The organism is Acidovorax sp. (genome assembly GCF_046294525.1).
In the GTDB taxonomy this organism is placed as follows: domain Bacteria; phylum Pseudomonadota; class Gammaproteobacteria; order Burkholderiales; family Burkholderiaceae_C; genus Acidovorax.
The window spans coordinates 34789-59346 of the sequence record NZ_JBKBKQ010000018.1 but is presented as its reverse complement, the minus strand read 5'-3'; the positions used below and the strand labels follow the sequence as shown (position 1 = coordinate 59346).

Genomic DNA, 24558 nt, shown 5'->3' with positions numbered 1-24558 from the left:
CCACTGCCACGCAGTGGCCTTTTTTCCGTCTGAATTTCCCGGAACCTCATGTTGAAACTCACGCATTCCCGCGCCGTACTGCTCATGGTGGCCGTGACCCTGATGTGGTCGATTGCCGGCGTGGTCACGCGGCACCTGGAGCACGCGGCCAGCTTTGAGGTGACCTTCTGGCGGAGCTTCTTCACGCTGCTTGCGCTGCTGGTCATTCTGCCCACGCTGCAGGGCCGGGCGGTGTTCACGTCCATGCGGCACAGCGGCAGGGCGCTGTGGATTTCGGGCGTGTGCTGGAGCGTGATGTTCACGGCCTTCATGGTGGCTTTGGTGCTCATGCCCGTGGCCAATGTGCTGGTGACGATGGCGGTGGGCCCGCTGCTCACAGCGCTGTTCTCGTGGCTGTTCATAGGGCACCGCATCGCGCCGCGCACTTGGGTGGCGATTGCACTGGCGGGGCTGGGCATCGCGTGGATGTACGGCTCGCAGATGGCTGGCTTGCCGCTGGCCGGCACGTTGGTGGCCCTGTGCGTGCCGGTGGCCGCTGCCGTCAATTGGACGGTGGTGCAGCACTCGCAGCGCCACGGCCAAGCGGTGGACCTGGTGCCCGCCGTGCTGGTAGGTGCAGTGATTTCGGTGGTGGCCACGCTGCCGCTGGCGACGCCGTTTCAGGCGTCGGGGCACGACCTTGCGCTGCTGGCGCTGCTGGGCGTGGTGCAATTGGCGATTCCTTGCGTGCTGGCCGTGCGCTGCGGCCGGGTGCTCAAGGCGCCCGAGATGGCGCTGCTGGGTTTGCTGGAAGTCATCTTTGGCATCTTGCTCGCATGGCTCGGTGCCGGTGAAAAGCCCGCACCCGCGGTGCTGACGGGCGGCGCGCTGGTGATTGGCGCGCTGGTTTTCAATGAACTCTTAGGTTGGAAGGAACAAAAATGACGGAGACGGTAGTGCCAGACGTGTTGAGCGAAGTGCGTGGGCAGGTGGGATTCATTACGCTAAACCGCCCGCGTGCGCTCAATGCCTTGTCGCTGGGCATGGTGCGCGAGCTGATGGGCATCTTGCTCGCATGGCAGAACGATGCGCGCGTGCTGGCCGTGGCCATTCGCGGCAGCAACAAGGAAGGCCCGTTCGGCGCCTTCTGCGCGGGCGGCGACATCCGCTTTCTGCATGCCGCCGGCAGCCAGGGCAACCCGCAGCTGGAAGACTTCTTCACTGAGGAATACGCCCTCAACCACCTGATCCACAACTACGCCAAGCCCTACATCGCCTTCATGGACGGCATCGTGATGGGCGGCGGCATGGGCATCAGCCAGGGCGCCGCGCTGCGCGTGGTGACCGAGCGCACCAAGATGGCCATGCCCGAAACGGCGATCGGCCTGTTCCCGGACGTGGGTGGCGGCTACTTCCTGAGCCGCTGTCCCGGACACGTGGGTGAGTGGCTGGCGCTGACGGGCGACACCATTGGCGCGGGCGACGCCATTGAGAGCAGCCTGGCCGACGGCTGCCTGCCCGCCGACCAGCAAGCCCCGGTCTGGGAAGCCTTGGCCACGCAGCAGTTTGCCGACGGCAACGCCATCAAAGCCTTTGTTGATTCAAAATTTGTAGCTGCCAGCGCTCACCACACAAGCGCTAGAGACCAAATTGACCAATATTTCTCGCTACCCACCGTCGCGGACATCATTAAAGGCCTTGAAGCGGCCGACTCAGAGTGGGCCCGCAACACCGCCGCCACGCTGCGCAAGCGCTCGCCACTGATGCTGCACGTGGTCCTGGAACAAATCCGCCGCGCGCGCGGCATGAGTCTGGCCGACGACCTGCGCATGGAGCGCGACATGGTGCGCCACTGCTTCAACCTGCGCCCTGGCCAGAGTGAAACCGTAGAAGGCATCCGCGCCCTGGCTGTCGACAAGGACCACGCGCCAAGATGGAACCCCGCACGCATTGAAGACGTGACGCCCGAGATGGTGGCGCCATTCTTTGAGAGCCCATGGCCTGTGCATGCACATCCGCTGGCAGCGCTATCATAAAAGGAGCGATTAGCGCTTGATACATGGCGCTTGCAGATGGAAATCCAGCGAAGGTGAGAACCTGCAAGCGCTGCCAGCTCCTCTTTTTGAAGCGCTGCAGCCTCAGCGGCTGCGGTTCTTCATCGCCCGCTCCACCTCGCGTTTGCCTTCGCGATCCTTGATGGTGTCGCGCTTGTCGTGCTCGGCCTTGCCCTTTGCCAAGGCGATCTCGCATTTCACGAAGCCGTTCTTCCAGTGGAGATTGATGGGCACCAAGGTGTAGCCCTTCTGCTCGACCTTGCCAATCAGGCGCTTGATGTCGTCTTTCTTGAGCAGCAGCTTCTTAGTTCGCGCCGACTCGGGATTGACGTGGGTGGACGCAGTCTTGAGCGGGTGGATCAGGCAGCCCAGCAAATACAGCTCTCCGTCGCGGATCAGCACGTAGCCATCGGTGAGTTGCACCTTGCCTTCGCGCAGTGCCTTGACCTCCCAGCCGTGCAGCACCATGCCCGCCTCGTGGCGTTCTTCAAAGAAATAGTTGTAGGCCGCTTTCTTGTTGTCGGCGATGCGGGACGAGGGATCGGGTTTTTTGGCCATTGGGTATAGATGCGGCACCGACCGGAAGTTAAAAGGCCTCCCTACAATGCTCGGGTGTCGCTGGCAGCGATTCTAATTTCACCCGGCGCGGTGCCTTGGCGCACTGCAGCCCCGTCTGCATGAAAACCGTTCACAAGTCCGTCCTCATCTGGTACAGCCCCGAAGAGATGTTTGCCCTGGTCACCGGGGTGGACCAATACCCCCAGTTTCTGCCCTGGTGCGACCATGCTACGGTGCTGGAGCACTCTGACGCAGGCATGACCGCCGAGGTCGGTATCTCGTTCGGCGGGATCCGCCAGACTTTTGTCACGCGCAATGTGCACGAAGCCGGACGGCGTGTGCAGATGCACTTGGTCAAGGGCCCGTTTTCTCGACTGGACGGCGACTGGCACTTTCACCCCGTGGGCGACGGCACGCAGCGCGCCTGCAAGGTGGAACTGCTGCTGAACTATGGCTTCAGCAGCACGGCATTGGCCGCGTTGGTGGGTCCGGTGTTTGACCGCATCGCGGGCAGCATGGTGGATGCGTTTGTGAAGCGCGCCGAGCAAGTGTATGGCTGAGCAACCTAGCACGGGGCTCGCTTGCGCTTCCACTGGGGCTGTCGGTGTCTCCGGTGACCCAGGCGCGGAACTGGCCGTGACTGTGGTGCTGTGTGTCGCGCCGCGCCAAGTGCGTGAATGGGCTTTGCAACTGCCCTTGGGCGCGTGCGTGGGTGATGCGCTGCGGGCATGCGGGCTGGCCGAACACGCGGACGCAAATGCCGTGGGGGTGTGGGGAAGGCCTGCGGGCGCAGACCTGATGCTCAAACCGCAAGATCGTGTCGAGGTGTACCGTCCGTTGCAGGTAGATCCCAAGGTGGCGCGGCGCGAGCGCTTTGCACGCCAGGGCGCCCGTGCGACCGGTCTGTTCGCCCGCCGCAGGCCCGGTGCCAAGTCCGGTTACTGATGATCGCTAGCGGCAGCGGCGGTAGTGCGCAGCCCGCGGGCTGAGCACACCTGCTCACCACGTGACGCGGGGCGCTTGGAACCCGCGTAAGTCAACGCGCGCAATCCGCGGCAATGATGCCGTCAATGCGCTTGATCTCCGCAGCGCGCCCGGCCTCGTCCAAGAAGATGCGTTCGCCCTGGGCGTTGGACTGGGTGATGGGGCGGCCGCTATCGAACGTGGCCTTGGCCTGGCGGGCTCGGGTGCAGTTTTCAGCCTTGGCCTTGGCGACTTTTTCCTCTTCTGCCTTCTTCTTGGCGGCTTCTGCGGCGTCGGCTTGGGCCTTCTTGGCTTCCAGTTCTTTGTCCTTGCTGGCGCCGGCTGCACTGGCCGCTGCCCGCGGCGCACCGGCCGCAGCAGGAGCGGATGCGGAGTCGGCCGGCGCCGCTGCAACGGGTGCGGTGCGGGCAGCGCGGGTGCCGCCGGGCTGTTTCAGGATGCTTTTTTCAGGGATTTCCTGTGGGGGAGGGCGGTCGCTGAACACCTTCCGGCCATCTTTATCGATCCACTGCCATTGCGCCGAAGCGCCCATGGCCCAGGTGCAGGCCACGGCCAGCAGGAGAAGCTTGTGCGTTTTCATCCGAACAAGTTTATCCCTGCGGTCACCCGCCCGCCAGTGCGGATACGACCGGTGGGCGCGTTTACGCCACACTCGGAGGCGGCAGGGCATGCTGACGGCGACTTCAGCCATCGGCGCGGCAGGCCCGGGCTTGCTGGGCACGGGTACAATCCGTTTTTTGGAGCTTTCTCATGCGCCTTCTTGGAAAAGCGCTCACCTTCGACGATGTGTTGCTGGTGCCAGCGTACTCCCAGGTCCTGCCCAAGGACACGTCCCTCGCGACGAAACTCTCCCGCAACATCCAACTCAACCTGCCGCTCGTGTCTGCTGCCATGGACACCGTGACCGAGGCGCGTCTGGCCATTGCCATTGCCCAGGAGGGCGGCATCGGCATCGTGCACAAGAACCTCACGGCGCAAGAGCAGGCAGCTCATGTAGCCAAGGTCAAGCGCTACGAATCCGGCGTGCTGCGCGACCCCGTGGTCATCACCCCCGAGCACACGGTGCTGCAGGTGCTGCAGCTGTCCGAGCAGCTGGGCATCTCGGGTTTCCCGGTGTGCGATGGTGGCAAGGTGGTCGGCATCGTGACGGGTCGCGACCTGCGGTTTGAAACGCGCTACGACGTCAAGGTCCACCAGATCATGACACCGCGCGAGAAGCTCATCACGGTCAACGAAAAGGACCACACCACGCCTGCCGAAGCCAAGGCGCTGCTCAACAAGCACAAGCTAGAGCGCATTCTGGTCGTGAATGACGCCTTCGAACTCAAGGGCTTGATCACGGTGAAGGACATCACCAAACAAACCAGCTTCCCCAATGCCGCGCGTGATGCCGCAGGCCGCCTGCGTGTGGGGGCGGCGGTGGGTGTGGGCGAGGGCACCGAAGAGCGCGTCGAAGCGCTGGTCAAGGCCGGTGTCGATGCCATCGTTGTGGATACGGCCCACGGCCACAGCAAGGGAGTGATAGACCGCGTACGCTGGGTCAAGCAGAACTACCCACAGATCGACGTGATTGGCGGCAACATCGCCACGGGCGCGGCAGCGCTGGCGCTGGTCGAGGCGGGCGCCGACGCAGTCAAGGTCGGAATTGGCCCTGGCTCCATCTGCACCACCCGCATCGTGGCCGGTGTGGGGGTGCCGCAGATCATGGCCATTGACAGCGTGGCTACAGCCCTTAAAGGCACCGGCGTGCCGCTGATTGCTGACGGCGGCATTCGCTACAGCGGTGACATCGCCAAGGCCCTGGCCGCTGGCGCAGGCACGGTGATGATGGGCGGCATGTTTGCGGGCACTGAAGAAGCACCTGGCGAAGTGATCCTGTTCCAGGGCCGCAGCTACAAGAGCTATCGCGGCATGGGCTCCATTGGCGCCATGCAGCAGGGCAGTGCGGACCGCTACTTCCAGGAGTCGAGCACCGGCAACCCCAATGCCGACAAGCTCGTGCCCGAGGGCATCGAGGGCCGCGTGCCCTACAAGGGCTCGATGGTTTCCATCGTCTACCAGATGGCGGGCGGCGTGCGTGCCTCCATGGGCTACTGCGGTTGCGCCACCATTGAAGAGATGAACAACAAGGCCGAGTTCGTCGAGATCACGACCGCAGGTATCCGCGAAAGCCACGTGCACGACGTGCAGATCACTAAGGAAGCGCCGAACTACCGCGCTGACTAAGTGACAACCCCCTGAGTCGCTTCGCGCCTTCCCCCTTCTCTCGAATGGCCGCGCCATTCGGGAAGGGGGACGCAGCCAGTGCGGCAGGGCGGCCCTTGCACGGCTTCCCTGGCTTGCGCTGTCGATGTTCGCAAGCCATGGGTCTGCTCGACCCTCGGAGATCCGGAGTCTGGCCTGATTGAAAAAATCTGGTCAGACTGATATAGTCTGGTCTGAATTAATTGTTCAGGCCAGACTTTTCTTTTTTGGGGTCCGCATTTCCATGCAGTCCGTCGGTATTTACGAAGCCAAGAGCCGGTTCTCCGCCCTGATCGAACTGGTCGAGCAGGGTGAGGAAGTGCGCATCACCCGCCACGGCAAAGAGGTGGTGCGCATGCTGCCCGTGCGCCGCCGCCCCGTGATCACTGACGAGCAGATCGCCCGCGAGCTGGGCCAGATCGACGCGCTGCACGCCACCGTCCGCCCTGCAGGTGAAGCTGTTGCCACCCCCGACACCCTGCGCCGCAAGGGCCGGAGCGCCGCATGACCGCCTTCGTCCTCGACGCCTCCGTCACCGCCGCCTGGCTGCTGCCCGACACAGCCAGCGAGCACACCCGCCGCCTGTACACCCTGATCCGCCGCGACGAGGTTGAGCCGCAGGCGCCCAACCTCTGGCAGTGGGAATGCAGCAACCTCATCAGCAGCGGCGTGCACAGCGGCCGCATCCCATCCGCATCGGTTGAAGGCCTGTGGGGCGTGCTCGAAGCGATTCGCCACCGTGTCGAGCTGCACGACTTGGCTCCTGCACAGCACAAAGCCGTGATGGACGTGGCGCTCGACACCGGCCTGCCCACCTTTGATGCCGCCTATTTGTGGCTGGCGCGCTCGCTGCGCCTGCCGCTGGCCACTTTCGACCCCCAGCAGATTGCTGCCGCCCAGCGCAGCGGCGTCCCGCTTCTTGATCTCTCCAGCCTCTGACGGACCACCAGCATGCAACACCAGAAAATCCTCATCCTCGATTTCGGCTCGCAAGTCACCCAGCTCATCGCCCGCCGTGTGCGCGAGGCCCATGTGTATTGCGAAGTGCACACCTGCGACGTGAACGACGAGTGGATCCGTGCCTACGCCAAGGACGGCTCGCTCAAGGGCGTGATCCTGTCGGGCAGCCACGCCAGCGTGTACGAGGTGGATGACAAGGCACCCAATGCGGTGTTTGAACTCGGCATCCCCGTGCTTGGCATCTGCTACGGCATGCAGACCATGGCCCAGCAGTTGGGCGGCAAGGTCGAGGGCTCCAACACCCGCGAGTTTGGCTACGCCGAAGTGCGCGCCCATGGCCACACCGAGCTGCTCAAGGGCATCGAAGACTTCGCCACGCCCGAGGGCCACGGCATGCTCAAGGTGTGGATGAGCCACGGTGACAAGGTCACGGCGCTGCCGCCTGGCTTCAAGGTGATGTGCTCCACACCGTCGTGCCCCATTGCTGGCATGGCCGACGAAAGCCGCCACTACTACGCCGTGCAGTTCCACCCCGAAGTCACGCACACCGTGCAGGGCCGCGCCTTGCTGGAGCGTTTTGTGCTGGGCATCTGCGGCACCCGTGCCGACTGGGTCATGGGCGACTACATCGAAGAAGCCGTGCAGAAAATCCGCGAACAGGTGGGCGATGAGGAAGTGATCCTCGGCCTGTCGGGTGGTGTGGATTCGTCCGTGGCTGCGGCGCTCATCCACCGCGCCATCGGCGACCAGCTCACCTGTGTGTTTGTGGACCATGGCTTGCTGCGCCTTCATGAGGGCGACATGGTCATGGACATGTTCGAAGGCAAGCTGCACGCCAAGGTCATCCGCGTGGACGCCAGCGACCTGTTCCTGGGCAAGCTGGCGGGGGTGAGCGAGCCCGAGCAAAAGCGCAAGATCATCGGTGGCCTGTTTGTGGACGTGTTCAAGGCCGAGGCTGCCAAGCTCAAGGCGGGCACCGGCGGCCACAAGGGCGCCACCTTCCTAGCCCAGGGCACGATCTACCCCGACGTGATCGAATCCGGCGGCGCCAAGAGCAAGAAGGCCGTCACCATCAAGAGCCACCACAACGTGGGCGGCCTGCCCGAGCAACTGGGCCTGAAACTGCTGGAACCGCTGCGCGATTTGTTCAAGGACGAAGTGCGCGAACTCGGCGTGGCTCTGGGCCTGCCGCCCGACATGGTCTACCGCCACCCCTTCCCCGGTCCCGGCCTGGGCGTGCGCATTCTTGGTGAAGTGAAAAAGGAATACGCCGACCTGCTGCGCCGCGCCGACGCGATCTTCATCGAAGAGCTGCGCAACTTTGTGGACGAAGCCACTGGCAAGACCTGGTACGACCTGACCAGCCAGGCCTTCACCGTGTTCCTGCCGGTCAAGAGCGTAGGCGTGATGGGGGACGGCCGCACGTATGACTACGTTGTGGCACTGCGCGCCGTGCAGACCAGCGACTTCATGACCGCCGACTGGGCCGAGCTGCCTTACGCGCTGCTCAAGAAGGTGTCAGGCCGCATCATCAATGAAGTGCGTGGCATCAACCGCGTGACCTACGACGTGAGCAGCAAGCCGCCAGCGACGATTGAGTGGGAGTGATGTAGCAGCCCCCTACAGCCCGGCTGATCAAAGCCGGATGCGACGCACTCCGATGTGGAGTGGGGCGCCTTGCAATGTATGCCGCCACCGGTCTTCGCTGGCGGCATTTTTCTTGGCTCCACAGCGTTGCTCGGCAAATTGATGTTCGAACATCATTTCGATGGTGGCCAGGAGTGCATGAATTGTTAGTGCGGATCTTTTCTAAGTCTATTCAAGCGTAAACCCTATGCTATTTTTTGAGGTGCGCACATCAAAATGGGTGCATGTCCGTTGCATTCGAGTCATCCTCTACGCGTCCCACGCTCAGCGATGTGGCGCGCGAGGCCCGCGTCAGTCTGGCCACTGCAGACCGCGTGTTGAACAACCGCGCCGGCGTTCATGCCAAGTCCATCGCCCGCGTCCGGGAAGCGGTTTCAAGACTCGGCTACAGGCCCGACCCTGCGGCGGCGCGCTTGGCGCGCAGCCGCACGCACCGTGTGTGTTTTGTGCTGCCTTCGGGCGATAACCCGTTCGTGGCGCAACTGCAGGCCGAACTCCACGCCAGCCGCGTGTGGCTGGAAGACCATCGGGTGAGTGCGCTCATCCGCGAGGTGGATGTCTTCGAACCTCAGCACCTCGCGGACTTCCTTAGAGGGCTGAGGGACGAGTGCGATACAGCGGTCGTGATGGGGCTTGATCACCCCCAGGTGCAGGCCGCCATCGACTCCCTGGTAGAGCATGGTTGCGGCGTCATCACTCTGGTCTCCGACGTGCCCCGGTCGCGTCGCCATGCGTATGTGGGCATCGACAATGTGGCTGCGGGCCGCACGGCCGCGACCTTGCTGGGCCGGTTCGTGGGGCGTCAGCCGGGCGAGGTGGGCGTGATCGCGGGCAGCCTTTCGCTGCGCGACCACGCTGAGCGCAACCTCGGCTTCAACCAGGTGATGTCGTCTGAGTACCCGCATCTCACGGTGCTGCCCACGCTGCAGGGCAAAGATTCGTCGGCGCTCAATGAGACGCTTGCCGGGCAGCTGCTGGCGCAGCACCCGGAGCTGCGTGCCATCTACAGCATTGGCGCGGGCAACCAGGGCATCTCGGCGGCGCTCAAAACCGCTACGCGTGCCGACAAGGTGGTGTTCGTGGGGCACGAGTTGACGCCTGCTGCGCGTGCGGACCTGCTGGATGGGACCATGGACGCGGTCATCAACCAGGACGCCGGGCATGAAATCCGATCCACGCTGCGCCAGGCACTTGCGCGCGTCACCCAAGAGCCGGTACACGCCGACCAAGAGCGTATTCGCATCGACATCTACGTAAAGGACAACCTGCCGTGATCGCCCTTGGTATCGACTTGGGCACCTCGGGTGTGAAGGCGCTTCTGCTGGACGACGGCCGACAGATCGCGGTGGCCGCAGCCGCGCTGGAAGTGAGCCGCCCGTACCCTGGGTGGTCCGAACAGGACCCTGCCGACTGGTGGCGTGCCACGTGTGACTGCCTGGATGCACTGAAGGCCGAGCATCCTCACGCGCTTGCCGCCGTGCGCGCGATCGGCTTGTCGGGCCAGATGCATGGCGCCACGCTGCTGGGTGCAGACGGTGCCTTGCTGCGCCCCTGCATCTTGTGGAACGACGGGCGCAGCGAAGCCCAATGTGCCGCCCTCGAGGTGCCCGAACTCCACCTGCGGCAGCGAGCGGGCAACCCCGCCATGCCTGGTTTCACCGCGCCCAAGCTGTTGTGGGTGCGCGAGCATGAGCCAGACGTCTTCGCCCGTATCGCCAAGGTGCTGCTGCCCAAGGCGTGGCTGCGGTATCGGTTGTGTGGTGAGTTCGCCGAGGACATGTCCGACGCATCCGGTACGCTGTGGTTGGACGTGGGGGCGCGCACTTGGAGCGCTCCGTTGCTCGCCGCCTGTGGTCTGGATGAGCGCCAGATGCCACGCCTCGTTGAGGGGGTGGAGCCTACGGGCGTGCTGCAGCAGCAGTGGGTGTCCCGCTGGGGGTTTGCACAACCACCGGTGATTGCCGGCGGCGCGGGCGACAACGCGGCAGGCGCGGTGGGCGTGGGCGCTGTCGCGCCGGGCGATGCCTTTGTATCCCTGGGCACCTCGGGAGTGTTGTGGGCGACTACCAGCGGCTTCATGCCCGCTGCGGACCGCGCAGTGCACGCCTTTTGCCATGCCATCCCTCACACCTGGCACCAGATGGGCGTGATGCTCTCGGCCGCTGCCAGCCTTTCTTGGTGGGCCGGAGTCTCCGGCTACACGGAGGCGGCGCTGCTGCAGGAAGTGGACGCCAGCCCGCGCAGCGATGGCGCCTGCTGGTTCGCGCCGTACCTGTCTGGCGAGCGCACGCCGCACAACGACGCTGCAGTGCGCGGCGGCTTTCTTCACCTGACGCCCAACACGAGCCGCGCCGACATGACGCGCGCACTGCTTGAAGGCGTGGCTTTTGCATTCCGCGACATGCGCGATGCACTCGGTAGTGCCGGCACCGTAATTTCTGAGGCGGACCTCATTGGCGGCGGTGCACGGTCGGACCTCTGGTGCCAGACGATGGCCGATGTCCTGGGCATGCCGTTGCACCAGGTCACTGGTTCGCAGCACGGCTGTGCCCTGGGGGCAGCGCGCCTGGCGCGCGTGGCCGCAGATGGCGTGCAGCTCTTCGACAAGCCGGCGCGGCAGCGGTCATTTGAGCCTCATGCCACGCGCGCCCAACACCATGACCGCGCTTTCAGCCAATGGCAGCAGTTGTACGGACGGCTGCGCCAGCTCCCACTTCCTTCACCCCTACCGGAGTCCGCATGAGACACGAGCCCGCAGGCGGTCAACGCCCTTCGTACTTCAGCTTTGCACAGCCGCTGGCCTACCGCGGCCCCGGCTTCACGCCCACCGCGCAAGAACCTTTTGCCTACCGGCACTACGACAAGAGCCGGATGGTCATGGGCAAGACCATGGAGCAGCAGCTGCGCTTTGCGGTGTGCTACTGGCACAGCTTCGGCTGGGGCGGTACCGACCCTTTTGGTGATGCGACCTTCCAGCGACCATGGCATGCAGCTGGCGACCCGATGGAGCAGGCGGTGGCCAAGGCCGACGTGGCCTTTGAGCTGTTTCGGACTGTCGATGCGCCATTCTTCACCTTCCACGACCGTGACGTGGCGCCCGAGGGTGCAACCCTCGCCGAGTCCAACGCCAATTTGCGCCGTATCGGCGACGTGTTCGCCAAAAAGATGCAGGACACCGGCATCAAGCTGCTGTGGGGCACGGCCAACCTGTTTTCGCACCGTCGCTACATGGCCGGAGCGGCCACCAATCCCGACCCGGCGGTGTTCACCTATGCAGCAGGCCAGGTCAAGAGTGTGCTGGAGCTGACGCACCAGCTGGGTGGAGACAACTACGTGCTGTGGGGTGGCCGCGAGGGCTACGAGACACTGCTCAACACTGATCTCAAGCGCGAGCTGGCCCAGCTGGGGCGCTTCCTGAACCTGGTTGTGGAGCACAAGCACAAGATCGGCTTCAAGGGGCAAATCCTCATCGAGCCCAAGCCGGCCGAGCCCACCAAGCACCAGTACGACTACGACGTGGCGACCGTGTTCGGATTTTTGCGCGAGCATGGCCTGGAGCGCGAGGTCAAGGTCAACATCGAGCAAAACCACGCGCTGCTGGCGGGCCATACGTTCGAACACGAAATTGCTCTGGCGCATGCGTTGGGCATCTTCGGATCGCTGGACATGAACCGCGGCGACGAGCAGCTGGGCTGGGACACCGACCAGTTCCCCAACAGCCTGCCGCAGCTGGCATTGGCGTTGTATGAAGTGCTCAAGGGCGGTGGCATGGGCCTGGGCGGACTCAACTTTGACGCCAAGCTGCGCCGCCAGTCCATTGATCCGGACGACCTGGTGTGGGCCCATGCCACGGCGATGGATCTGTGCGCGCGCGGGCTGCTGGTGGCAGAGCAGATGCTGCAGGACGGCGCGCTGCAGCGCCACGTGCAAGCGCGCTACGCCGGATGGGATGAAGACGGCGGACAAGCCATCCTGCGCGGCGAGCGTTCGCTGGAAGAGCTCGCGAGCGACGTGGATGCACGGGGGCTCGATCCACAGCCGCGCTCCGCGCAGCAAGAGCGGCTGGAGCACCTCGTCAACAGCTATCTCTGAAAACACAAGGAGCGAGACATGGCCACCAACATCAAAGGCCCGGGCATCTACCTGGCACAGTTTGCCGGCGATGCAGCGCCGTTTGACTCATGGGCTTCCATCACCCGCTGGGCCGGTGGCCTGGGTTTCAAGGGCGTGCAGATACCTTCATGGGACAAGCGCTTGTTCGACCTCGAGAAGGCGGCCGCGTCCAAGACCTATTGCGACGAGATCGCCGGCATTGCGCACGAGAATGGTGTGGCCATCACCGAACTGGGCACGCACCTGCAGGGGCAGCTGGTGGCCGTGCACCCAGCGTATGACGAAGCCTTCGACGGGTTTGCGCCCGAGCCGCTGCGCGGCAAGCCCGCTGCACGTCAGGCCTGGGCGGTGGAGCAAATGATGCTGTCTGCCAAGGCATCGAAGAACCTCGGTCTCAAGAGCAATGTTAGCTTTCCCGGCGCGCTCGCGTGGCCCTATCTGTACCCCTGGCCGCAGCGGCCTGCTGGGCTGATAGAAACCGCATTTGACGAACTCGCACGCCGGTGGAGACCCATCTTCGACGCCTTCGAGGATGCGGATTGCCACGTATGTTTTGAGCTGCACCCGGGCGAGGACCTGTTCGATGGCGTGACGTTCGAGATGTTTCTGGAGCGCGTGAACAACCACCCGCGCTGCTGCATCAACTACGACCCCTCACACTTTTTGCTGCAGCAGCTCGACTATCTCGAATTCATCGACATCTACCACGAGCGGATCAAAGCGCTGCACATCAAGGATGCGGAGTTCCGCCCCAACGGGCGCCAGGGCGTGTACTCGGGCTACCAGCCCTGGGTGCAGCGCGCGGGGCGCTTCCGCTCGCTGGGCGATGGTCAGATCGACTTCGGCGCGATCTTCTCCAAGATGGCGCAGTACGGCTACGACAGCTGGGCAGTATTGGAATGGGAGTGCTGCCTCAAGCACCCCGAAGCAGGTGCAGCCGAGGGCGCCGATTTTATCCGCGATCACATCATCCGCGTAACCGAAAAGGCGTTTGACGATTTTGCCGGCGCAGAGACCGACGCCGCACAGCTGCGCCGTATGCTGGGCATCACCTCGGAGGCCGCATGACCATCGAAGCCAGCGGACCGGCACCTGAGGGCCGCCGCCGCATTCGCCTGGGCATGGTGGGCGGTGGGGAGGGCGCTTTCATTGGCGCCGTGCACCGCATCGCGGCGCGGCTGGACGACCAATACGAGCTGGTGGCGGGCGCCCTGTCTTCCACACCCGACAAGGCCATGCGCTCGGCTGCCGCCATCGGCCTGCCGCGCAGCTATGCCGACTACACCACCATGGCCCGCGAAGAGGCCGCGCGGCCCGACGGCATCGAGGCGGTGGCCATCGTCACGCCCAACGACCAGCATGCTCCGGCCGCCGAAGCTTTTCTTCGGGCCGGCATCCACGTGATCTGCGACAAGCCGGCCACCACCACCGTGGTCGATGCAGAGCGCCTGCGCGCGTTGGCGCGCGCCATGGGCAGGCTGTTCGCCGTGACCTACAACTATTCCGGCTACCCCATGGTGCGCCATGCGCGGCAGCTGGTGCGGGAGGGCGCTTTAGGCGACATCCGGTTGGTGCAGGTGGAATACCCGCAGGACTGGCTGACCGAACTGCTGGAAACCACAGGGCAAAAGCAGGCCGCTTGGCGCACCGATCCGGCGCGCGCCGGGGCGGGAGGCTGCGTGGGCGACATCGGCACGCACGCCTACCAACTGGCGAGTTTTGTGACCGGCCTGCATCCCACCCAGTTGTGTGCAGAGCTGAGCACCCTGGTGCCCGGCCGCGCCCTCGACGACAACGTGCAGATGCTGCTGCGTTACGCCAACGGCGCGCGCGGCATGTTGTGGGCCAGCCAGGTGGCGCCGGGTAATGAAAACGCCTTGCGCTTGCGCGTCTACGGCAGCAAGGCCGGGCTGGAATGGCAGCAAGAGCACCCCAACCAGCTGCGCTTTTCTCCCTTTGGCGAGGCGCCACGCACCCTGTCGCGCGGCACCAGCTCTGCGGGTAGCGCTGCGGCCCGCGTCACGCGCCTGCCGTCGGGGCACCCCGAGGGCTATTTTGAAGGCTTCGCCACGGTCTACACCGAGATCGCCCAGGCCATTCATGCGGCGCGTGAGGGTCGGCCGGTGCCCGATGAAGTTGAATTTCCCACCATTGAAGACGGTGTGCACGGCGTGGCCTTCATCGAGGCGGCGGTGCGCTCTGCGGCTGCGGGTGCTGCCTGGGTGGAGCTGTAGCGTGAGCCTCTCCGTGCGTTTTGACGGGGTGTGCAAACACTTCGGCCCGGTGCAGGTGCTGCACGGTGTGAGCTTTGACCTTGCTCCGGGCCGCGTGTACGGGCTGCTGGGCGAAAACGGCGCGGGCAAGTCCACGCTCATGAAAATCCTGTGCGGCTATGAGCAGGCTGGTGAGGGAGGTTTCAGCATCGAGGGCCGGCCCTGCCGCTTTGCCGACTCGCGCGAGGCCGAGGCTGCAGGCGTGGTGCTCATCCACCAGGAGTTCAACCTGGCGGACGACCTCACGGTGGTGCAGAACATCTTTCTCGGCCGCGAATGGCGCCGGGGCTGGCGCCTGGACGACCGCGGCATGGCGGCCGCGGCACGCGAGGCGCTGGCCGCCGTGGGCCTCGACATCGACCCCCACACCCGCACGCGCGATCTCATCGTGGCCGAAAAGCAGATGGTGGAAATTGCCCGGGCCGTCGCGCGCGATGCCCGGCTGCTGGTGATGGATGAGCCCACCGCCACCCTCACGCCCGGCGAGACGCAGCAGCTGTTCAAGCTCATCCGCCAGCTGCGCGACCGGGGCGTGACCGTCGTGTACATCTCGCACAAGCTCGACGAGGTGGAGCAGATCACCGACGAGATCGTGGTCATGCGCGATGGCCGCTTCGTGGCCCGGGGCCCCACCGCGCAGTACACGCGCCACGCCATGGCCAACCTCATGGTGGGGCGAGAGCTCACCGACATGTTCCCGCCCAAGGCGCCCGTGGCGACGGATGTTGCCCCGCTCTTTTCCGTGCAGGGTGTCAGCGTGCCCGGCTGGGCGCACGATGTGAGCTTTGAGGTGCGGCCGGGCGAGATCCTGGGGTTTGCGGGCCTGGTCGGCGCCGGCCGCACCGAGCTGTTCGAAGGCCTGCTGGGCCTGCGCCCCCGCGCTGCGGGCGGCCAGATGCAACTGGCAGGTCAAGCCGTGGCGTTCGCCGACCCGCGCGCCGCTGCCCGCGCCGGGATGACTTATCTGAGCGAGGACCGCAAGGGTCGCGGCCTGCACGTGGGCCTTTCGCTGCAGGACAACGTCACGTTGATGGACCTGGACCGGCACGCGCGCCCCTGGCTGGACCGCGCATCGGAGCGCGCCGCACTGGAGCAGGCCGTGCGGGACTTTCGGCTGCGCACCGGCAGCCTGGACGTCCGCGCGGGCGCCCTGTCGGGCGGCAACCAGCAAAAGCTGGCCATCGCCAAGGTGCTGCAGCCCGGCCCGCGCGTGGTGGTGCTGGATGAGCCCACGCGGGGCGTAGACGTGGGCGCCAAGCGCGACATCTATTTTCTGATCGCGCAGCTGGCGGCCCAGGGCCGGGGCGTGATCGTCATTTCGTCCGAGCTGGTCGAGCTCATCGGCCTGTGCCACCGCGTGGTCGTCATGCGCGCGGGCAGGGTGCAGACCACGCTGGCCGGAGACCAACTGAACGAAGCGGAGCTTATTGCCCATGCCACCGGTACCCATTGACCCCATGGCGTCGCCCGCCCACGCCGCCCCGCAGTCCGATGCGCCCACCATCGCCGCGCGCCGGCGCGGGAGCCTGGCGGCGCGCCTGTCTGCGTTCGGGCCGCTGGCGGGCCTGCTGCTGCTGTGCCTGGCGGGCACGCTGCTCAACCCGGACTTCGCCACGTGGGACAACGGGATGAACGTGCTCACACGCACCGCCTTCATCGGCATCATCGCCGTGGGCATGACGTTCGTGATCATCTCCGGGGGCATCGACCTGTCGGTGGGGTCCATGGCCGCGCTGATCGCCGGCAGCACCATTCTCGTGATGAACAAGCTGGCGCCGATGGTGGGATCGCCTCTGGTGGCGGTGCTGCTCGGGGCCGCGGTGGCGCTGGTGCTGGGCGCGGTGTTCGGCCTTGCGCACGGGCTGCTCATCACCAAAGGGCGTATCGAGCCCTTCATCGTCACGCTGGGCACGCTGGGCATCTTTCGCGCGTACCTCACGTACTTCTCCAACGGCGGCGCCATCACGCTGGATGGCGCGCTGGTGGATGTCTACAGCCCCGTCTACTACGCCAGCTGGCTGGGTGTCCCGATTCCCATCTGGGTGTTTGCCGCCATCGCACTGGTCGGCGGGTATCTGCTCAACCGCACCCGATACGGCCGCTACGTGCAGGCCATTGGATCCAACGAGCAGGTGGCGCGCTATTCGGCTGTGGCGGTCGACCGGGTCAAGGTGCTGACCTACGTGCTGCTGGGCGGTTGCGTTGCGGTGGCCACGCTGCTGTACGTGCCGCGCCTGGGCTCGGCATCGCCCACCACGGGCCTGCTGTGGGAGCTGGAAGCCATTGCCGCCGTCATCGTCGGGGGAACAGCCCTCAAGGGCGGTGGCGGCCGCGTTTTCGGCACCGTCGTGGGCGCCGTGCTGCTTTCTGTCATCAGCAACATCCTGAACCTCACCAGCATCATCAGCGTGTACCTGAACGCGGCGGTGCAGGGGTTCGTGATCATCATCGTGGCCTTTTTGCAAAGAGGGCGGCGGTGAGACGAACCGCAGGCCGCACCCGCGTGCCCTGTGGATACCTGTGACCCAAGAAGAAACCCTCAGGAGACAAGCATGCAACGCAGACTATTCGCCCTTACCGCGATCGCGCTCGGCAGCGTTTTTGCCGCGCCCGCCATGGCGCAGAACAAGCCCGTCATCGGCGTGTCCGTACCAGCAGCCACGCACGGCTGGACCGGCGGGGTCGTGTACTGGGCCAACCGCACCAAGGACGAGATCGAAAAGCAGTACCCTGGCGTGAAGGTCATCGTCAAGACCGCAGGATCGCCCACTGAGCAGGCCAACCAGGTGCAGGATCTGCAAGCGGTCAACAAGATCGACACCCTGGTGATCCTGCCGTTCGAATCGGCGCCCCTCACGCGGCCCGTGGCGCAGGTCAAGAGCAAGGGCGTGTATGTGACCGTGGTGGACCGCGGCCTGACGGACCCCACCGCGCAGAACGCCTATGTGGCGGGCGACAACCCCGGTTTTGGCCGCGTGGCAGGCGAATACATGGCCAAGGCCATGGGGGGCAAGGGCAACGTGGTGATCCTGCGCGGGATTCCGACCGTGATCGACAACGAGCGCGTGGACGCCTTCAACGCCGTCATGAAGGCACACCCCGACATCAAGGTGCTGGACGCCAAACATGGCAACTGGAACCGCGACGATGCCTTCAAGGTGATGCAGGACTACCTGACCCGCTTCAAGCAGATCGACGCCGTCTGGGCTTCTGACGACGACATGGCCGTGGGCGTGCAACGCGCCATCGAGCAGGCCAAGCGCACCGACGTGAAGCTCATCGTGGGCGGCGCAGGTGCGAAGGACTACATCAAGAAGGTCATGGACGGCGACAAGCTGGTGACGGCCAACGTCACCTACTCGCCCAGCATGATTGCCGACGCCATGAAAATGACCGCCGAGGCGCGCGTGGCCGGCAAGGCCTTGCCAGAAAAGACCATCATCCCGTCGGTGCTGGTAACCAAGGACAACGCGTCCAAGTTCTACTTCCCCGACTCGCCGTATTGACCGCATGGGATGCTCCGCGCCAACCACCGAGTGGTTTGCGGAGCGTACCGGGCCTTGGTGCAATGCCTGGCCCATGCCCTGGCCCCTTACCTGGTGGGTGGGCTCCCGAACGGCCAGGGCGGCCCTTTGCGGCATCCGAACCGGCGCGTCTAAGAGAGAACACCGCTGCCGCTAATATCGGGCGCAGCGCGTATGCACGTTTTGCAACTGCGGCCTTGTGCGCCTTCTCATGACTTCCACCCCACACCTCCACTTCTGGCCCGGCATCGGCGTGGCGCCCATGGCGCGCAACGAACGCGGCTGGCTGCTTCCGACCGACGACTTTCTGCGCCACCTGCTGGCACGGCCAGAACTGGCCCTGGTCGAAGAGTCCTGTCCGGCAGAAATCGCGCTGCATGAATCGCTGCAAGTGCGCCCAGCGCGCGCCGTGCTGCCCGCAGAGCTGGCCGCAGTGATGGACGGGGATGCGCGAGAGAACTACGCCGTGTTCCTGCGCGTGCGTGACGGCCTGTTGGCTGCGGGCACGCTGGAGGCGTACTACCTTCAGCTCATGCGCAGCGGGGCGGTGGATGTGCCTGCGGTGTTCATCGACGCGGTGGTGCAGGCTTTGCTGCGCAGCCTGCTGGCCGACTGCCGCGACGCCACGCAGGTGCGGGCGGCCGAGATGTTGTTCAGACCGCAGCGCATCACTCAGCATGAAGGCCGGATACTGGCGGGCGACAGCGCCACGCTGGACATGCTGAACGAAACCGCAGGCCTGGGCGACGTGGGGCGTCTGCTGCTGGAAAGCGGCGCCCTGCAGCCGCGCATCGACCTGCAGGTGCTGAGCGCGGACAACGCTGCCCAGTACTGGCAGGACAGCGGCCGGCACCGCTTTCTGCTGGACCTCACGCACGAGGTGTCGCAGGACCTGAGCCACGGCCTCACGCTCAAGATGACCCGCGCAGGGTCCGGGCTCAAGGCCCTGGCGCGGGTGCTTGAGCAGTGGGTGGCCCATTTCCTAGGCGTGCATGTACAGATCGAGCCCGCGCACCAGGTGCAAGACAGCGCATGGCGCTGGCACGTGGGGTTGGACGTGGAATCCACCGCCATCCTGAACGACCTGTACGAAGACCGCCCGGTGGAGGCCGAGCGCATGCAGCGTCTGGTGAGCCTGTTCACGCTGACGTTTGCCGAACCGGCCGAGATGCGCGCCGACGTGGCCGGCAAGCCGGTGTACCTGGGTCTTGCCACGCGCGCGGACGGCACGCTGCGCATCAAGCCACAGAACCTGCTGCTGAACCTGCCGCTGGCGGCTTCGGTGTAGGTTGAAAGCACCAGCAGCCGTGGCGCTACGTAATTGATAGCTGGTAGCGCTTGCCGTTAAAGCGTTTGATGCACTTTTCTACCTGAAATTGTTATTCAGTAAGCGCTAGCAGCTGCAAAAACTGAAGCAAACGGCTCGGTATCGGGCAGCACATAAATCACGCCTGCCACCTTGCCGAAGTGCGGCGCAATCCACTGGTTGTAAAACGCTTCGGGCGCGTTCACACAGCCGTAGCTCACGCGCTTGTCGCGCGTGCCGGGGGTGGCCAGACGCTGCAGGCGGCGTTCGGATGCATGCACGCTGCGCACGCGGTGCAGCGACACGGCAGACTCGTAGTCGATCCACACAATGTCTTCGCCCCGCAGGTTGTGGCCGGGCTCGGTCACAAAACGCCCGGCAGGGGTGGTGCGCTCCTCGGGCCGAATCCTGGACAGCGGGCGCGTGCCGATGTCGGGCGCGGATCGGTCGCCCAGCGCAGCGCCCAGCAACACGGGCGCGCTGCCCAGCCATTGGGCCCGTGCTGAAAAGACGTGGATGCGCGCGGCTGGTTTGTCGATGACGGCAAAGGGCATGCCCTGGTTGTCTGCCGTGGCTGCCGCCCAGCGCACGATCCGCTGCGCGGCGGGGGACGCGTCCGTTGTCGGCCACCCATCGCTGCCTGCAGAGGCATAAACAACTGGCACCCCCACGGGGCCGCAAGTGGCCGCCGCGGCCCATACCAGCAGGCGGCGGCGGGTTGGGCTCCACGGAAGAGCGGGCAAAGACAGTTGAGGGTGCACGGGATGCGGGGTGGTGCGGAACACGCCGGGATGGTAGCGGTTTGCCGCCGCGGCCAATGCCTCCAATAATCCCGATATCCGCGCCCAGCGACTTTGGCGGAGCCCCGCTCCGAACCTGCCATGTTTGATCGCATCCGAAAAGCACTGCAGCCCACGGGCTTGTCGCCTGCCGACAAACCCGTGACCAATACGGAAGTGGTGCGCTGGGCCGCCGCCCAGCGCTTGGCCATCGTGGCGCAAGCCGTTGATGTGCACTTCGACCTAGGGGGCGAACTGGGCGGCCGACCGTGGCGGCTGGAGTGTGGGGCCTCCACGCGCGACTATGTGCGGGGGCTGGAACTGCGCGGCCGTGCAGACGTAGGCGCTGACCCCGATGCCGCCGTGATGGTGCTGAACCGGCCATTGCAGGAGGCGCTGGAAGGCAATGCCTACAGCGCCATCACAGACACGCTGCAGACCACCGTGGACGCCCGCATGCCCGAGGAGATGCGCTGGCTGGCCATGTACGAAGAGGTGGCCTGGCCAGAGTTGCCCGCCTCGTTTCGGCGCCACTTTGCCGTGGTGGCAGAACGCATAGAGACCGCCCAGCACTGGATCCACGCGCCCGTGGTGTCGCAGCTGCTCAATGCGGTAGAAGCGGGGGGCCAGGGTGATGCAACAAGCAGCGCGGTGCGCGCCGAGTCGCCGCTGCTGTTGATGCTGGTGCGTGGCAAGGTCTACCTGCGCATGGAGCACACGCGCCGCAGCCTGCCGGAAATTGCACACGCCACGCAGGTGCTGCTGGCCGCGGCGCAAAGTGCGATGCAGAACGTGCCACCGCCTTCAGAGGGACCCGAACGCGAGTGAGCAAGACTGCCCCCGGTGCAACCCGGCGCAACCCGGCGCTGGGCGTTCGGGCTACGAACCCGCGAGGCCGCCTCAGCTGCCGCGCGTGATGGGCACGGCCGCGTCGCGGCCGTAAGTACCGTATTTGCCCAGTTCCCACTTGGCGATGGCGTTGCGGTGCACTTCGTCCGGGCCATCGGCAAAACGCAGTGTGCGTGCGTTGGCGTACGCGGATGCGAGCGGGAAGTCGTCGCACATGCCGCCGCCGCCATGGACCTGCATGGCCCAGTCGATCACCTGGCAGGCCATGCTGGGCGCCACCACCTTGATCATGGCAATCTCGGTCTTGGCGACCTTGTTGCCGGCCACGTCCATCAGCCAGGCCGCCTTGAGCGTGAGCAGGCGAGCCATATCGATCTTGCAGCGGGCCTCGGCAATGCGTTCCTGCGTCACGGTCTGCTGGGCCACTGTCTTGCCGAAGGCCACGCGCGAGGAGGCACGCTTGCACATCAGCTCCAGCGCACGCTCGGCCAGGCCGATCAGGCGCATGCAGTGGTGGATGCGGCCAGGCCCCAGGCGTCCCTGTGCAATTTCGAAGCCACGCCCTTCGCCCAAAAGGATGTTGGAGACGGGCACGCGCACATTCTCAAAGGTCATCTCCACGTGTCCATGGGGCGCGTCGTCATAGCCCATCACGTTCAGCGGGCGGATGATGGTGATGCCCTTGGTGTCGGCCGGCACCAGCACCATGCTTTGCTGCGAGTGCTTGGGCGCCTCGGGGTCCGTCTTGCCCATGGTGATGAACACGGCACAGCGCGGGTCCGCAGCGCCGGAGATCCACCACTTGCGGCCGTTGATCACGTACTCATCGCCCTGGCGCTCGATGCGGGTGGCAATGTTGGTGGCGTCGCTTGATGCCACGTCGGGCTCGGTCATCGCAAAGGCCGAGCGGATCTTGCCCTCCAGTAGCGGTTTAAGCCAGCGGGCCTTGTTGGCTTCATCGCCGTAGCGGGCGATGGTTTCCATGTTTCCGGTGTCGGGCGCCGAGCAGTTGAACACCTCGCTGGACCATGGCACCCGGCCCATGATTTCGGCCAGGGGTGCGTATTCCTGGTTGGTCAAGCCCGCACCTTCGTAGCCCGACGCGGCAGCGCTGTCGACAGGCAGAAACAGGTTCCACAGCCCTGCGGCCTGTGCCTTGGGCTTGAGGTTCTCGATGGTGTTCAGAGCGCTCCAGCGCTTGCCTGCGGCGGTGTTGGCCGCCAGTTCATCCTTGTAAGAGACCTCGTTGGGGTAGATGTGGTCATCCATGAACTGCAGCAGTTTCGCTTGCAGCTCCTTGGTTTTGGGCGAGTAGTCAAAGTCCATGGGTCTCTTCTCCGTTGGTAATCGTGGGGATGCCTACCCGCGCTGCGCAAACGACCAGGCTAGCTCGGCCATGGGCCGTGCGGTATCCCCCGAGGCCTTGGCCTGGGCGCTGGAGGCCGTGCCCGCCTCCACCCGCTTGGCAATGCCCTGCAGGATGGCCGCGATGCGGAACATGTTGTAGGCGAGGTAAAAGTTCCAGTCGGCGGCGAGCGCCTCGGGCGTGGCTATTGCAGTGCGCTCGCAGTACAGGCGGATATAGCTGTCTTCGCTGGGGATGCCGAGCGCGACCAGGTCCTGGCCCGCGATGCCGCGGCCCATGGCGGCGGGGATGTGCCAGCTCATGCAGTGGTAGCTGAAGTCGGCCAGCGGGTGGCCCAGGGTGGACAGCTCCCAGTCCAGCACCGCAATCACGCGCGGCTCTGTGGGGTGGAACATGAGGTTGTCCAGGCGATAGTCGCCATGCACGATGGACACCTGGCTCTCGTCGCGTGCGCTGGAGGGCATGTGGGCGGGCAGCCATTCCATGAGCTTGTCCATCTCGGGGATGGGCTGCGTGATGGAAGCCACGTACTGCTTGCTCCAGCGGCCGATCTGGCGCTCGAAGTAGTTGCCGGGCTTGCCGTAGCTGGCCAAGCCCCGGTCTGCAAACTTCACGGTGTGAAGCGCGGCAATCACGCGGTTCATCTCGTTGTAGATGGCACCGCGTTCTGCCTGCGACATGCCGGGCAGGGACTGGTCCCACAGCACGCGGCCCTGCATGCATTCCATGACGTAGAAGGCGCGGCCGATGACCGACTCGTCCTCGCACAGCACAAACATGCGCGGCACGGGCACGTCGGTGCCGTACAGGCCGCTCATCACGGCAAACTCGCGCTCGATGGCATGGGCCGAAGGCAGCAGCTTGGCCACCGGGCCGGGCTTGGCACGCATCACATAGCTGGTGGTGGGCGTGATGAGCTTGTAGGTGGGGTTGGACTGCCCGCCCTTGAACATCTCCACCGTCAGCGGGCCGGCAAAGCCCTGCATGTTCTGCGCAAGCCAGGCGGTCAGCTTTTCGGTGTCGAAGGCGTGCTGTTCGGTAACGGGGCGGGTGCCGACAAAGTGATCGAAGTTGCTCATGGATGGCAAAGGATGTTGTTGTTCTTCAGTTGTCGGTCTCCGCAATGCGCATGAGCGCATCGCGGTCGCGCACCACCAGCCCGCCCGGCTCGATGCGGATGGCGTCCTCGCGTTCCATGGCCTTGAGTTCCTGGTTCACCCGCTGGCGCGACGCGCCGAGCAACTGCGCCAGTTCTTCCTGTGCCAGCTGCAGACCGATGCGCATCTCCCGCCCGTCCGACAGGCTGGGAATGCCGTAACTGCGCACCAAGTGCACCAACTGCTTGGCAAGCCGTGCACGCAAGGGCAGGGTGTTGAGGTCTTCCACCAGGCCGTACAGCTGGCGGATGCGCCGCGCATGCAGGCGCAACATGGCTTCGTAGAACTCCACGTGCGATGCCAGGATCTTCTTGAAGTCGGACTTGGCCACACAGAGGATCGTGGTGTCGCCATGCGCATACGCATCGTGCGTGCGCCGGTCCCCGTCGAAGATTGCCACGTCGCCGAACCAGATGCCCGGCTCCACATAGGTCAGCGTGATCTGCTTGCCGGAGATGGATGTGGAGCTCACCCGCACCGCGCCGCGTGCGCAGGCGATCCACTCCTCGGGTGGATCGCCGCGTGCGCAGATCAGGGCGCCGTCCTTGTAACGTTTGACGTAGGCACATCGCAGGATGTCGTGGCGTAGCGAAGGTGAAAGGGATGAGAACCAGCGACCGGAGTTGATCGCTTCACGTTCTTCGATAGTAAGAATCGGGTCGTCCATGGTCTGTCTTTTGGGTGACTGGAAACAGGTCCATTGTCACGTCAGGGACCTGCATGCTGCGTCAGGGTTGTCACCTGCGCGTCTGTGGTCTGTGGGCT

At 65.0% G+C, this 24558-nt stretch carries 24 protein-coding genes; 18 read left to right on the top strand and 6 right to left on the bottom strand.

From position 1 onward, the window contains the following. Window positions 1–48: 48 nt before the first annotated feature. Entirely contained in the window at window positions 49–924 is an 876-nt protein-coding gene (locus tag ACK4HJ_RS16195; RefSeq protein WP_409833467.1) for a DMT family transporter, read from the top strand. Continuing rightward, the gene (locus tag ACK4HJ_RS16190) at window positions 921–2015 is read left to right on the top strand and encodes an enoyl-CoA hydratase/isomerase family protein (protein WP_409833465.1); all 1095 of its coding nucleotides are present in this window, start codon (window positions 921–923) and stop codon (window positions 2013–2015) included. The genes ACK4HJ_RS16195 and ACK4HJ_RS16190 overlap by 4 nt, the downstream gene beginning before the upstream one ends. 102 nt (window positions 2016–2117) lie before the next feature. Here ACK4HJ_RS16190 and smpB read toward each other — a convergent pair whose 3' ends face one another. Further along, window positions 2118–2591, bottom strand: a complete 474-nt coding sequence (smpB, locus tag ACK4HJ_RS16185) for an SsrA-binding protein SmpB (RefSeq protein ID WP_409833463.1) — start codon at window positions 2589–2591, stop codon at window positions 2118–2120. A gap of 119 nt (window positions 2592–2710) precedes the next feature. Between smpB and ACK4HJ_RS16180 the strand changes: the two genes are divergently transcribed. After that, window positions 2711–3151 (top strand): type II toxin-antitoxin system RatA family toxin, encoded by a 441-nt coding sequence (locus ACK4HJ_RS16180; RefSeq protein ID WP_409833461.1) that lies wholly within the window; start codon window positions 2711–2713, stop codon window positions 3149–3151. Then, window positions 3144–3536, top strand: a complete 393-nt coding sequence (locus ACK4HJ_RS16175) for an RnfH family protein (protein ID WP_409833459.1) — start codon at window positions 3144–3146, stop codon at window positions 3534–3536. Before ACK4HJ_RS16180 ends, ACK4HJ_RS16175 begins: the two co-directional genes overlap by 8 nt. Before the next feature lie 91 nt (window positions 3537–3627). On the opposite strand, the gene ACK4HJ_RS16170 is transcribed toward ACK4HJ_RS16175, so the two are convergent. Continuing rightward, window positions 3628–4155 carry a DUF4124 domain-containing protein gene (locus tag ACK4HJ_RS16170; RefSeq protein ID WP_409833458.1) on the bottom strand — a complete coding sequence of 176 codons (528 nt, stop codon included), beginning with the start codon at window positions 4153–4155 and terminating at the stop codon, window positions 3628–3630. 170 nt (window positions 4156–4325) lie between these two features. On the opposite strand from ACK4HJ_RS16170, the gene guaB reads away from it, so the two are divergent. From guaB to ACK4HJ_RS16105, 13 genes are all read left to right on the top strand, one after another. Beyond that, window positions 4326–5801 (top strand): IMP dehydrogenase, encoded by a 1476-nt coding sequence (gene guaB / locus ACK4HJ_RS16165; RefSeq protein WP_409833456.1) that lies wholly within the window; start codon window positions 4326–4328, stop codon window positions 5799–5801. A gap of 262 nt (window positions 5802–6063) precedes the next feature. After that, the gene (locus tag ACK4HJ_RS16160) at window positions 6064–6327 is read left to right on the top strand and encodes a type II toxin-antitoxin system Phd/YefM family antitoxin (RefSeq protein WP_409833454.1); all 264 of its coding nucleotides are present in this window, start codon (window positions 6064–6066) and stop codon (window positions 6325–6327) included. After that, window positions 6324–6758 (top strand): type II toxin-antitoxin system VapC family toxin, encoded by a 435-nt coding sequence (locus ACK4HJ_RS16155; RefSeq protein WP_094290861.1) that lies wholly within the window; start codon window positions 6324–6326, stop codon window positions 6756–6758. Before ACK4HJ_RS16160 ends, ACK4HJ_RS16155 begins: the two co-directional genes overlap by 4 nt. Window positions 6759–6770: 12 nt before the next feature. Next, the gene (guaA, locus tag ACK4HJ_RS16150) at window positions 6771–8387 is read left to right on the top strand and encodes a glutamine-hydrolyzing GMP synthase (protein ID WP_409833452.1); all 1617 of its coding nucleotides are present in this window, start codon (window positions 6771–6773) and stop codon (window positions 8385–8387) included. A gap of 263 nt (window positions 8388–8650) precedes the next feature. Beyond that, the gene (locus ACK4HJ_RS16145) at window positions 8651–9700 is read left to right on the top strand and encodes a LacI family DNA-binding transcriptional regulator (RefSeq protein WP_409833450.1); all 1050 of its coding nucleotides are present in this window, start codon (window positions 8651–8653) and stop codon (window positions 9698–9700) included. Then, the gene (gene xylB, locus ACK4HJ_RS16140) at window positions 9697–11169 is read left to right on the top strand and encodes a xylulokinase (protein ID WP_409833448.1); all 1473 of its coding nucleotides are present in this window, start codon (window positions 9697–9699) and stop codon (window positions 11167–11169) included. The genes ACK4HJ_RS16145 and xylB overlap by 4 nt, the downstream gene beginning before the upstream one ends. Then, window positions 11166–12518: a xylose isomerase gene (xylA, locus tag ACK4HJ_RS16135; RefSeq protein WP_409833447.1), complete on the top strand. Its 1353-nt coding sequence runs from the start codon at window positions 11166–11168 to the stop codon at window positions 12516–12518. The genes xylB and xylA overlap by 4 nt, the downstream gene beginning before the upstream one ends. 18 nt (window positions 12519–12536) lie before the next feature. After that, window positions 12537–13607, top strand: a complete 1071-nt coding sequence (locus ACK4HJ_RS16130) for a sugar phosphate isomerase/epimerase family protein (protein ID WP_409833446.1) — start codon at window positions 12537–12539, stop codon at window positions 13605–13607. Continuing rightward, window positions 13604–14773, top strand: a complete 1170-nt coding sequence (locus ACK4HJ_RS16125; protein WP_409833445.1) for a Gfo/Idh/MocA family protein — start codon at window positions 13604–13606, stop codon at window positions 14771–14773. The genes ACK4HJ_RS16130 and ACK4HJ_RS16125 overlap by 4 nt, the downstream gene beginning before the upstream one ends. A 1-nt stretch (window position 14774) precedes the next feature. Further along, window positions 14775–16265, top strand: a complete 1491-nt coding sequence (locus ACK4HJ_RS16120) for a sugar ABC transporter ATP-binding protein (RefSeq protein WP_409833443.1) — start codon at window positions 14775–14777, stop codon at window positions 16263–16265. Next, window positions 16246–17292, top strand: a complete 1047-nt coding sequence (locus tag ACK4HJ_RS16115) for an ABC transporter permease (RefSeq protein WP_409833441.1) — start codon at window positions 16246–16248, stop codon at window positions 17290–17292. The genes ACK4HJ_RS16120 and ACK4HJ_RS16115 overlap by 20 nt, the downstream gene beginning before the upstream one ends. 72 nt (window positions 17293–17364) lie before the next feature. After that, window positions 17365–18318, top strand: coding sequence for an ABC transporter substrate-binding protein (locus tag ACK4HJ_RS16110; protein ID WP_409833439.1), 954 nt, complete (start codon window positions 17365–17367; stop codon window positions 18316–18318). A gap of 229 nt (window positions 18319–18547) precedes the next feature. Next, on the top strand, window positions 18548–19624 hold the full coding sequence (locus ACK4HJ_RS16105) for a DUF6352 family protein (RefSeq protein WP_409833437.1): 1077 nt from the start codon (window positions 18548–18550) through the stop codon (window positions 19622–19624). A gap of 95 nt (window positions 19625–19719) precedes the next feature. On the opposite strand, the gene ACK4HJ_RS16100 is transcribed toward ACK4HJ_RS16105, so the two are convergent. Continuing rightward, entirely contained in the window at window positions 19720–20427 is a 708-nt protein-coding gene (locus ACK4HJ_RS16100; protein ID WP_409833435.1) for a hypothetical protein, read from the bottom strand. A 96-nt stretch (window positions 20428–20523) separates the two neighbouring features. Here ACK4HJ_RS16100 and ACK4HJ_RS16095 point away from each other — a divergent pair, with 96 nt between their 5' ends. Further along, a complete protein-coding gene (locus tag ACK4HJ_RS16095) occupies window positions 20524–21249 on the top strand; it encodes a hypothetical protein (RefSeq protein WP_409833433.1) in 726 nt (241 codons plus the stop codon). Window positions 21250–21321: 72 nt separating this feature from the next. On the opposite strand, the gene ACK4HJ_RS16090 is transcribed toward ACK4HJ_RS16095, so the two are convergent. The 3 genes from ACK4HJ_RS16090 to ACK4HJ_RS16080 are packed head-to-tail and all read right to left on the bottom strand — an operon-like array spanning window position 21322 to window position 24460. After that, window positions 21322–22596 (bottom strand): acyl-CoA dehydrogenase family protein, encoded by a 1275-nt coding sequence (locus tag ACK4HJ_RS16090; RefSeq protein WP_409833431.1) that lies wholly within the window; start codon window positions 22594–22596, stop codon window positions 21322–21324. Window positions 22597–22629: 33 nt separating this feature from the next. Next, window positions 22630–23715, bottom strand: a complete 1086-nt coding sequence (locus ACK4HJ_RS16085; RefSeq protein ID WP_409833429.1) for a phosphotransferase — start codon at window positions 23713–23715, stop codon at window positions 22630–22632. Between the two features lie 25 nt (window positions 23716–23740). Continuing rightward, window positions 23741–24460 carry a Crp/Fnr family transcriptional regulator gene (locus tag ACK4HJ_RS16080; protein WP_409833427.1) on the bottom strand — a complete coding sequence of 240 codons (720 nt, stop codon included), beginning with the start codon at window positions 24458–24460 and terminating at the stop codon, window positions 23741–23743. Between the last annotated feature and the right edge of the window lie 98 nt (window positions 24461–24558).

Bases quoted from the DNA above. Each gene is read 5' to 3' on its own strand.
- guaB (WP_409833456.1), top strand. From the start codon at position 4,326: ATGCGCCTTCTTGGAAAAGCGCTCACCTTCGACGATGTGTTGCTGGTG.
- ACK4HJ_RS16105 (WP_409833437.1), top strand. From the start codon at position 18,548: ATGACTTCCACCCCACACCTCCACTTCTGGCCCGGCATCGGCGTGGCG.
- ACK4HJ_RS16180 (WP_409833461.1), top strand. From the start codon at position 2,711: ATGAAAACCGTTCACAAGTCCGTCCTCATCTGGTACAGCCCCGAAGAG.
- ACK4HJ_RS16155 (WP_094290861.1), top strand. From the start codon at position 6,324: ATGACCGCCTTCGTCCTCGACGCCTCCGTCACCGCCGCCTGGCTGCTG.
- ACK4HJ_RS16110 (WP_409833439.1), top strand. From the start codon at position 17,365: ATGCAACGCAGACTATTCGCCCTTACCGCGATCGCGCTCGGCAGCGTT.
- guaA (WP_409833452.1), top strand. From the start codon at position 6,771: ATGCAACACCAGAAAATCCTCATCCTCGATTTCGGCTCGCAAGTCACC.
- ACK4HJ_RS16170 (WP_409833458.1), bottom strand. From the start codon at position 4,155: ATGAAAACGCACAAGCTTCTCCTGCTGGCCGTGGCCTGCACCTGGGCC.
- xylA (WP_409833447.1), top strand. From the start codon at position 11,166: ATGAGACACGAGCCCGCAGGCGGTCAACGCCCTTCGTACTTCAGCTTT.
- ACK4HJ_RS16195 (WP_409833467.1), top strand. From the start codon at position 49: ATGTTGAAACTCACGCATTCCCGCGCCGTACTGCTCATGGTGGCCGTG.
- ACK4HJ_RS16080 (WP_409833427.1), bottom strand. From the start codon at position 24,460: ATGGACGACCCGATTCTTACTATCGAAGAACGTGAAGCGATCAACTCC.
- ACK4HJ_RS16190 (WP_409833465.1), top strand. From the start codon at position 921: ATGACGGAGACGGTAGTGCCAGACGTGTTGAGCGAAGTGCGTGGGCAG.
- ACK4HJ_RS16130 (WP_409833446.1), top strand. From the start codon at position 12,537: ATGGCCACCAACATCAAAGGCCCGGGCATCTACCTGGCACAGTTTGCC.
- ACK4HJ_RS16145 (WP_409833450.1), top strand. From the start codon at position 8,651: ATGTCCGTTGCATTCGAGTCATCCTCTACGCGTCCCACGCTCAGCGAT.
- ACK4HJ_RS16095 (WP_409833433.1), top strand. From the start codon at position 20,524: ATGTTTGATCGCATCCGAAAAGCACTGCAGCCCACGGGCTTGTCGCCT.
- ACK4HJ_RS16125 (WP_409833445.1), top strand. From the start codon at position 13,604: ATGACCATCGAAGCCAGCGGACCGGCACCTGAGGGCCGCCGCCGCATT.
- ACK4HJ_RS16175 (WP_409833459.1), top strand. From the start codon at position 3,144: ATGGCTGAGCAACCTAGCACGGGGCTCGCTTGCGCTTCCACTGGGGCT.
- ACK4HJ_RS16160 (WP_409833454.1), top strand. From the start codon at position 6,064: ATGCAGTCCGTCGGTATTTACGAAGCCAAGAGCCGGTTCTCCGCCCTG.
- ACK4HJ_RS16085 (WP_409833429.1), bottom strand. From the start codon at position 23,715: ATGAGCAACTTCGATCACTTTGTCGGCACCCGCCCCGTTACCGAACAG.
- smpB (WP_409833463.1), bottom strand. From the start codon at position 2,591: ATGGCCAAAAAACCCGATCCCTCGTCCCGCATCGCCGACAACAAGAAA.
- ACK4HJ_RS16090 (WP_409833431.1), bottom strand. From the start codon at position 22,596: ATGGACTTTGACTACTCGCCCAAAACCAAGGAGCTGCAAGCGAAACTG.
- ACK4HJ_RS16115 (WP_409833441.1), top strand. From the start codon at position 16,246: ATGCCACCGGTACCCATTGACCCCATGGCGTCGCCCGCCCACGCCGCC.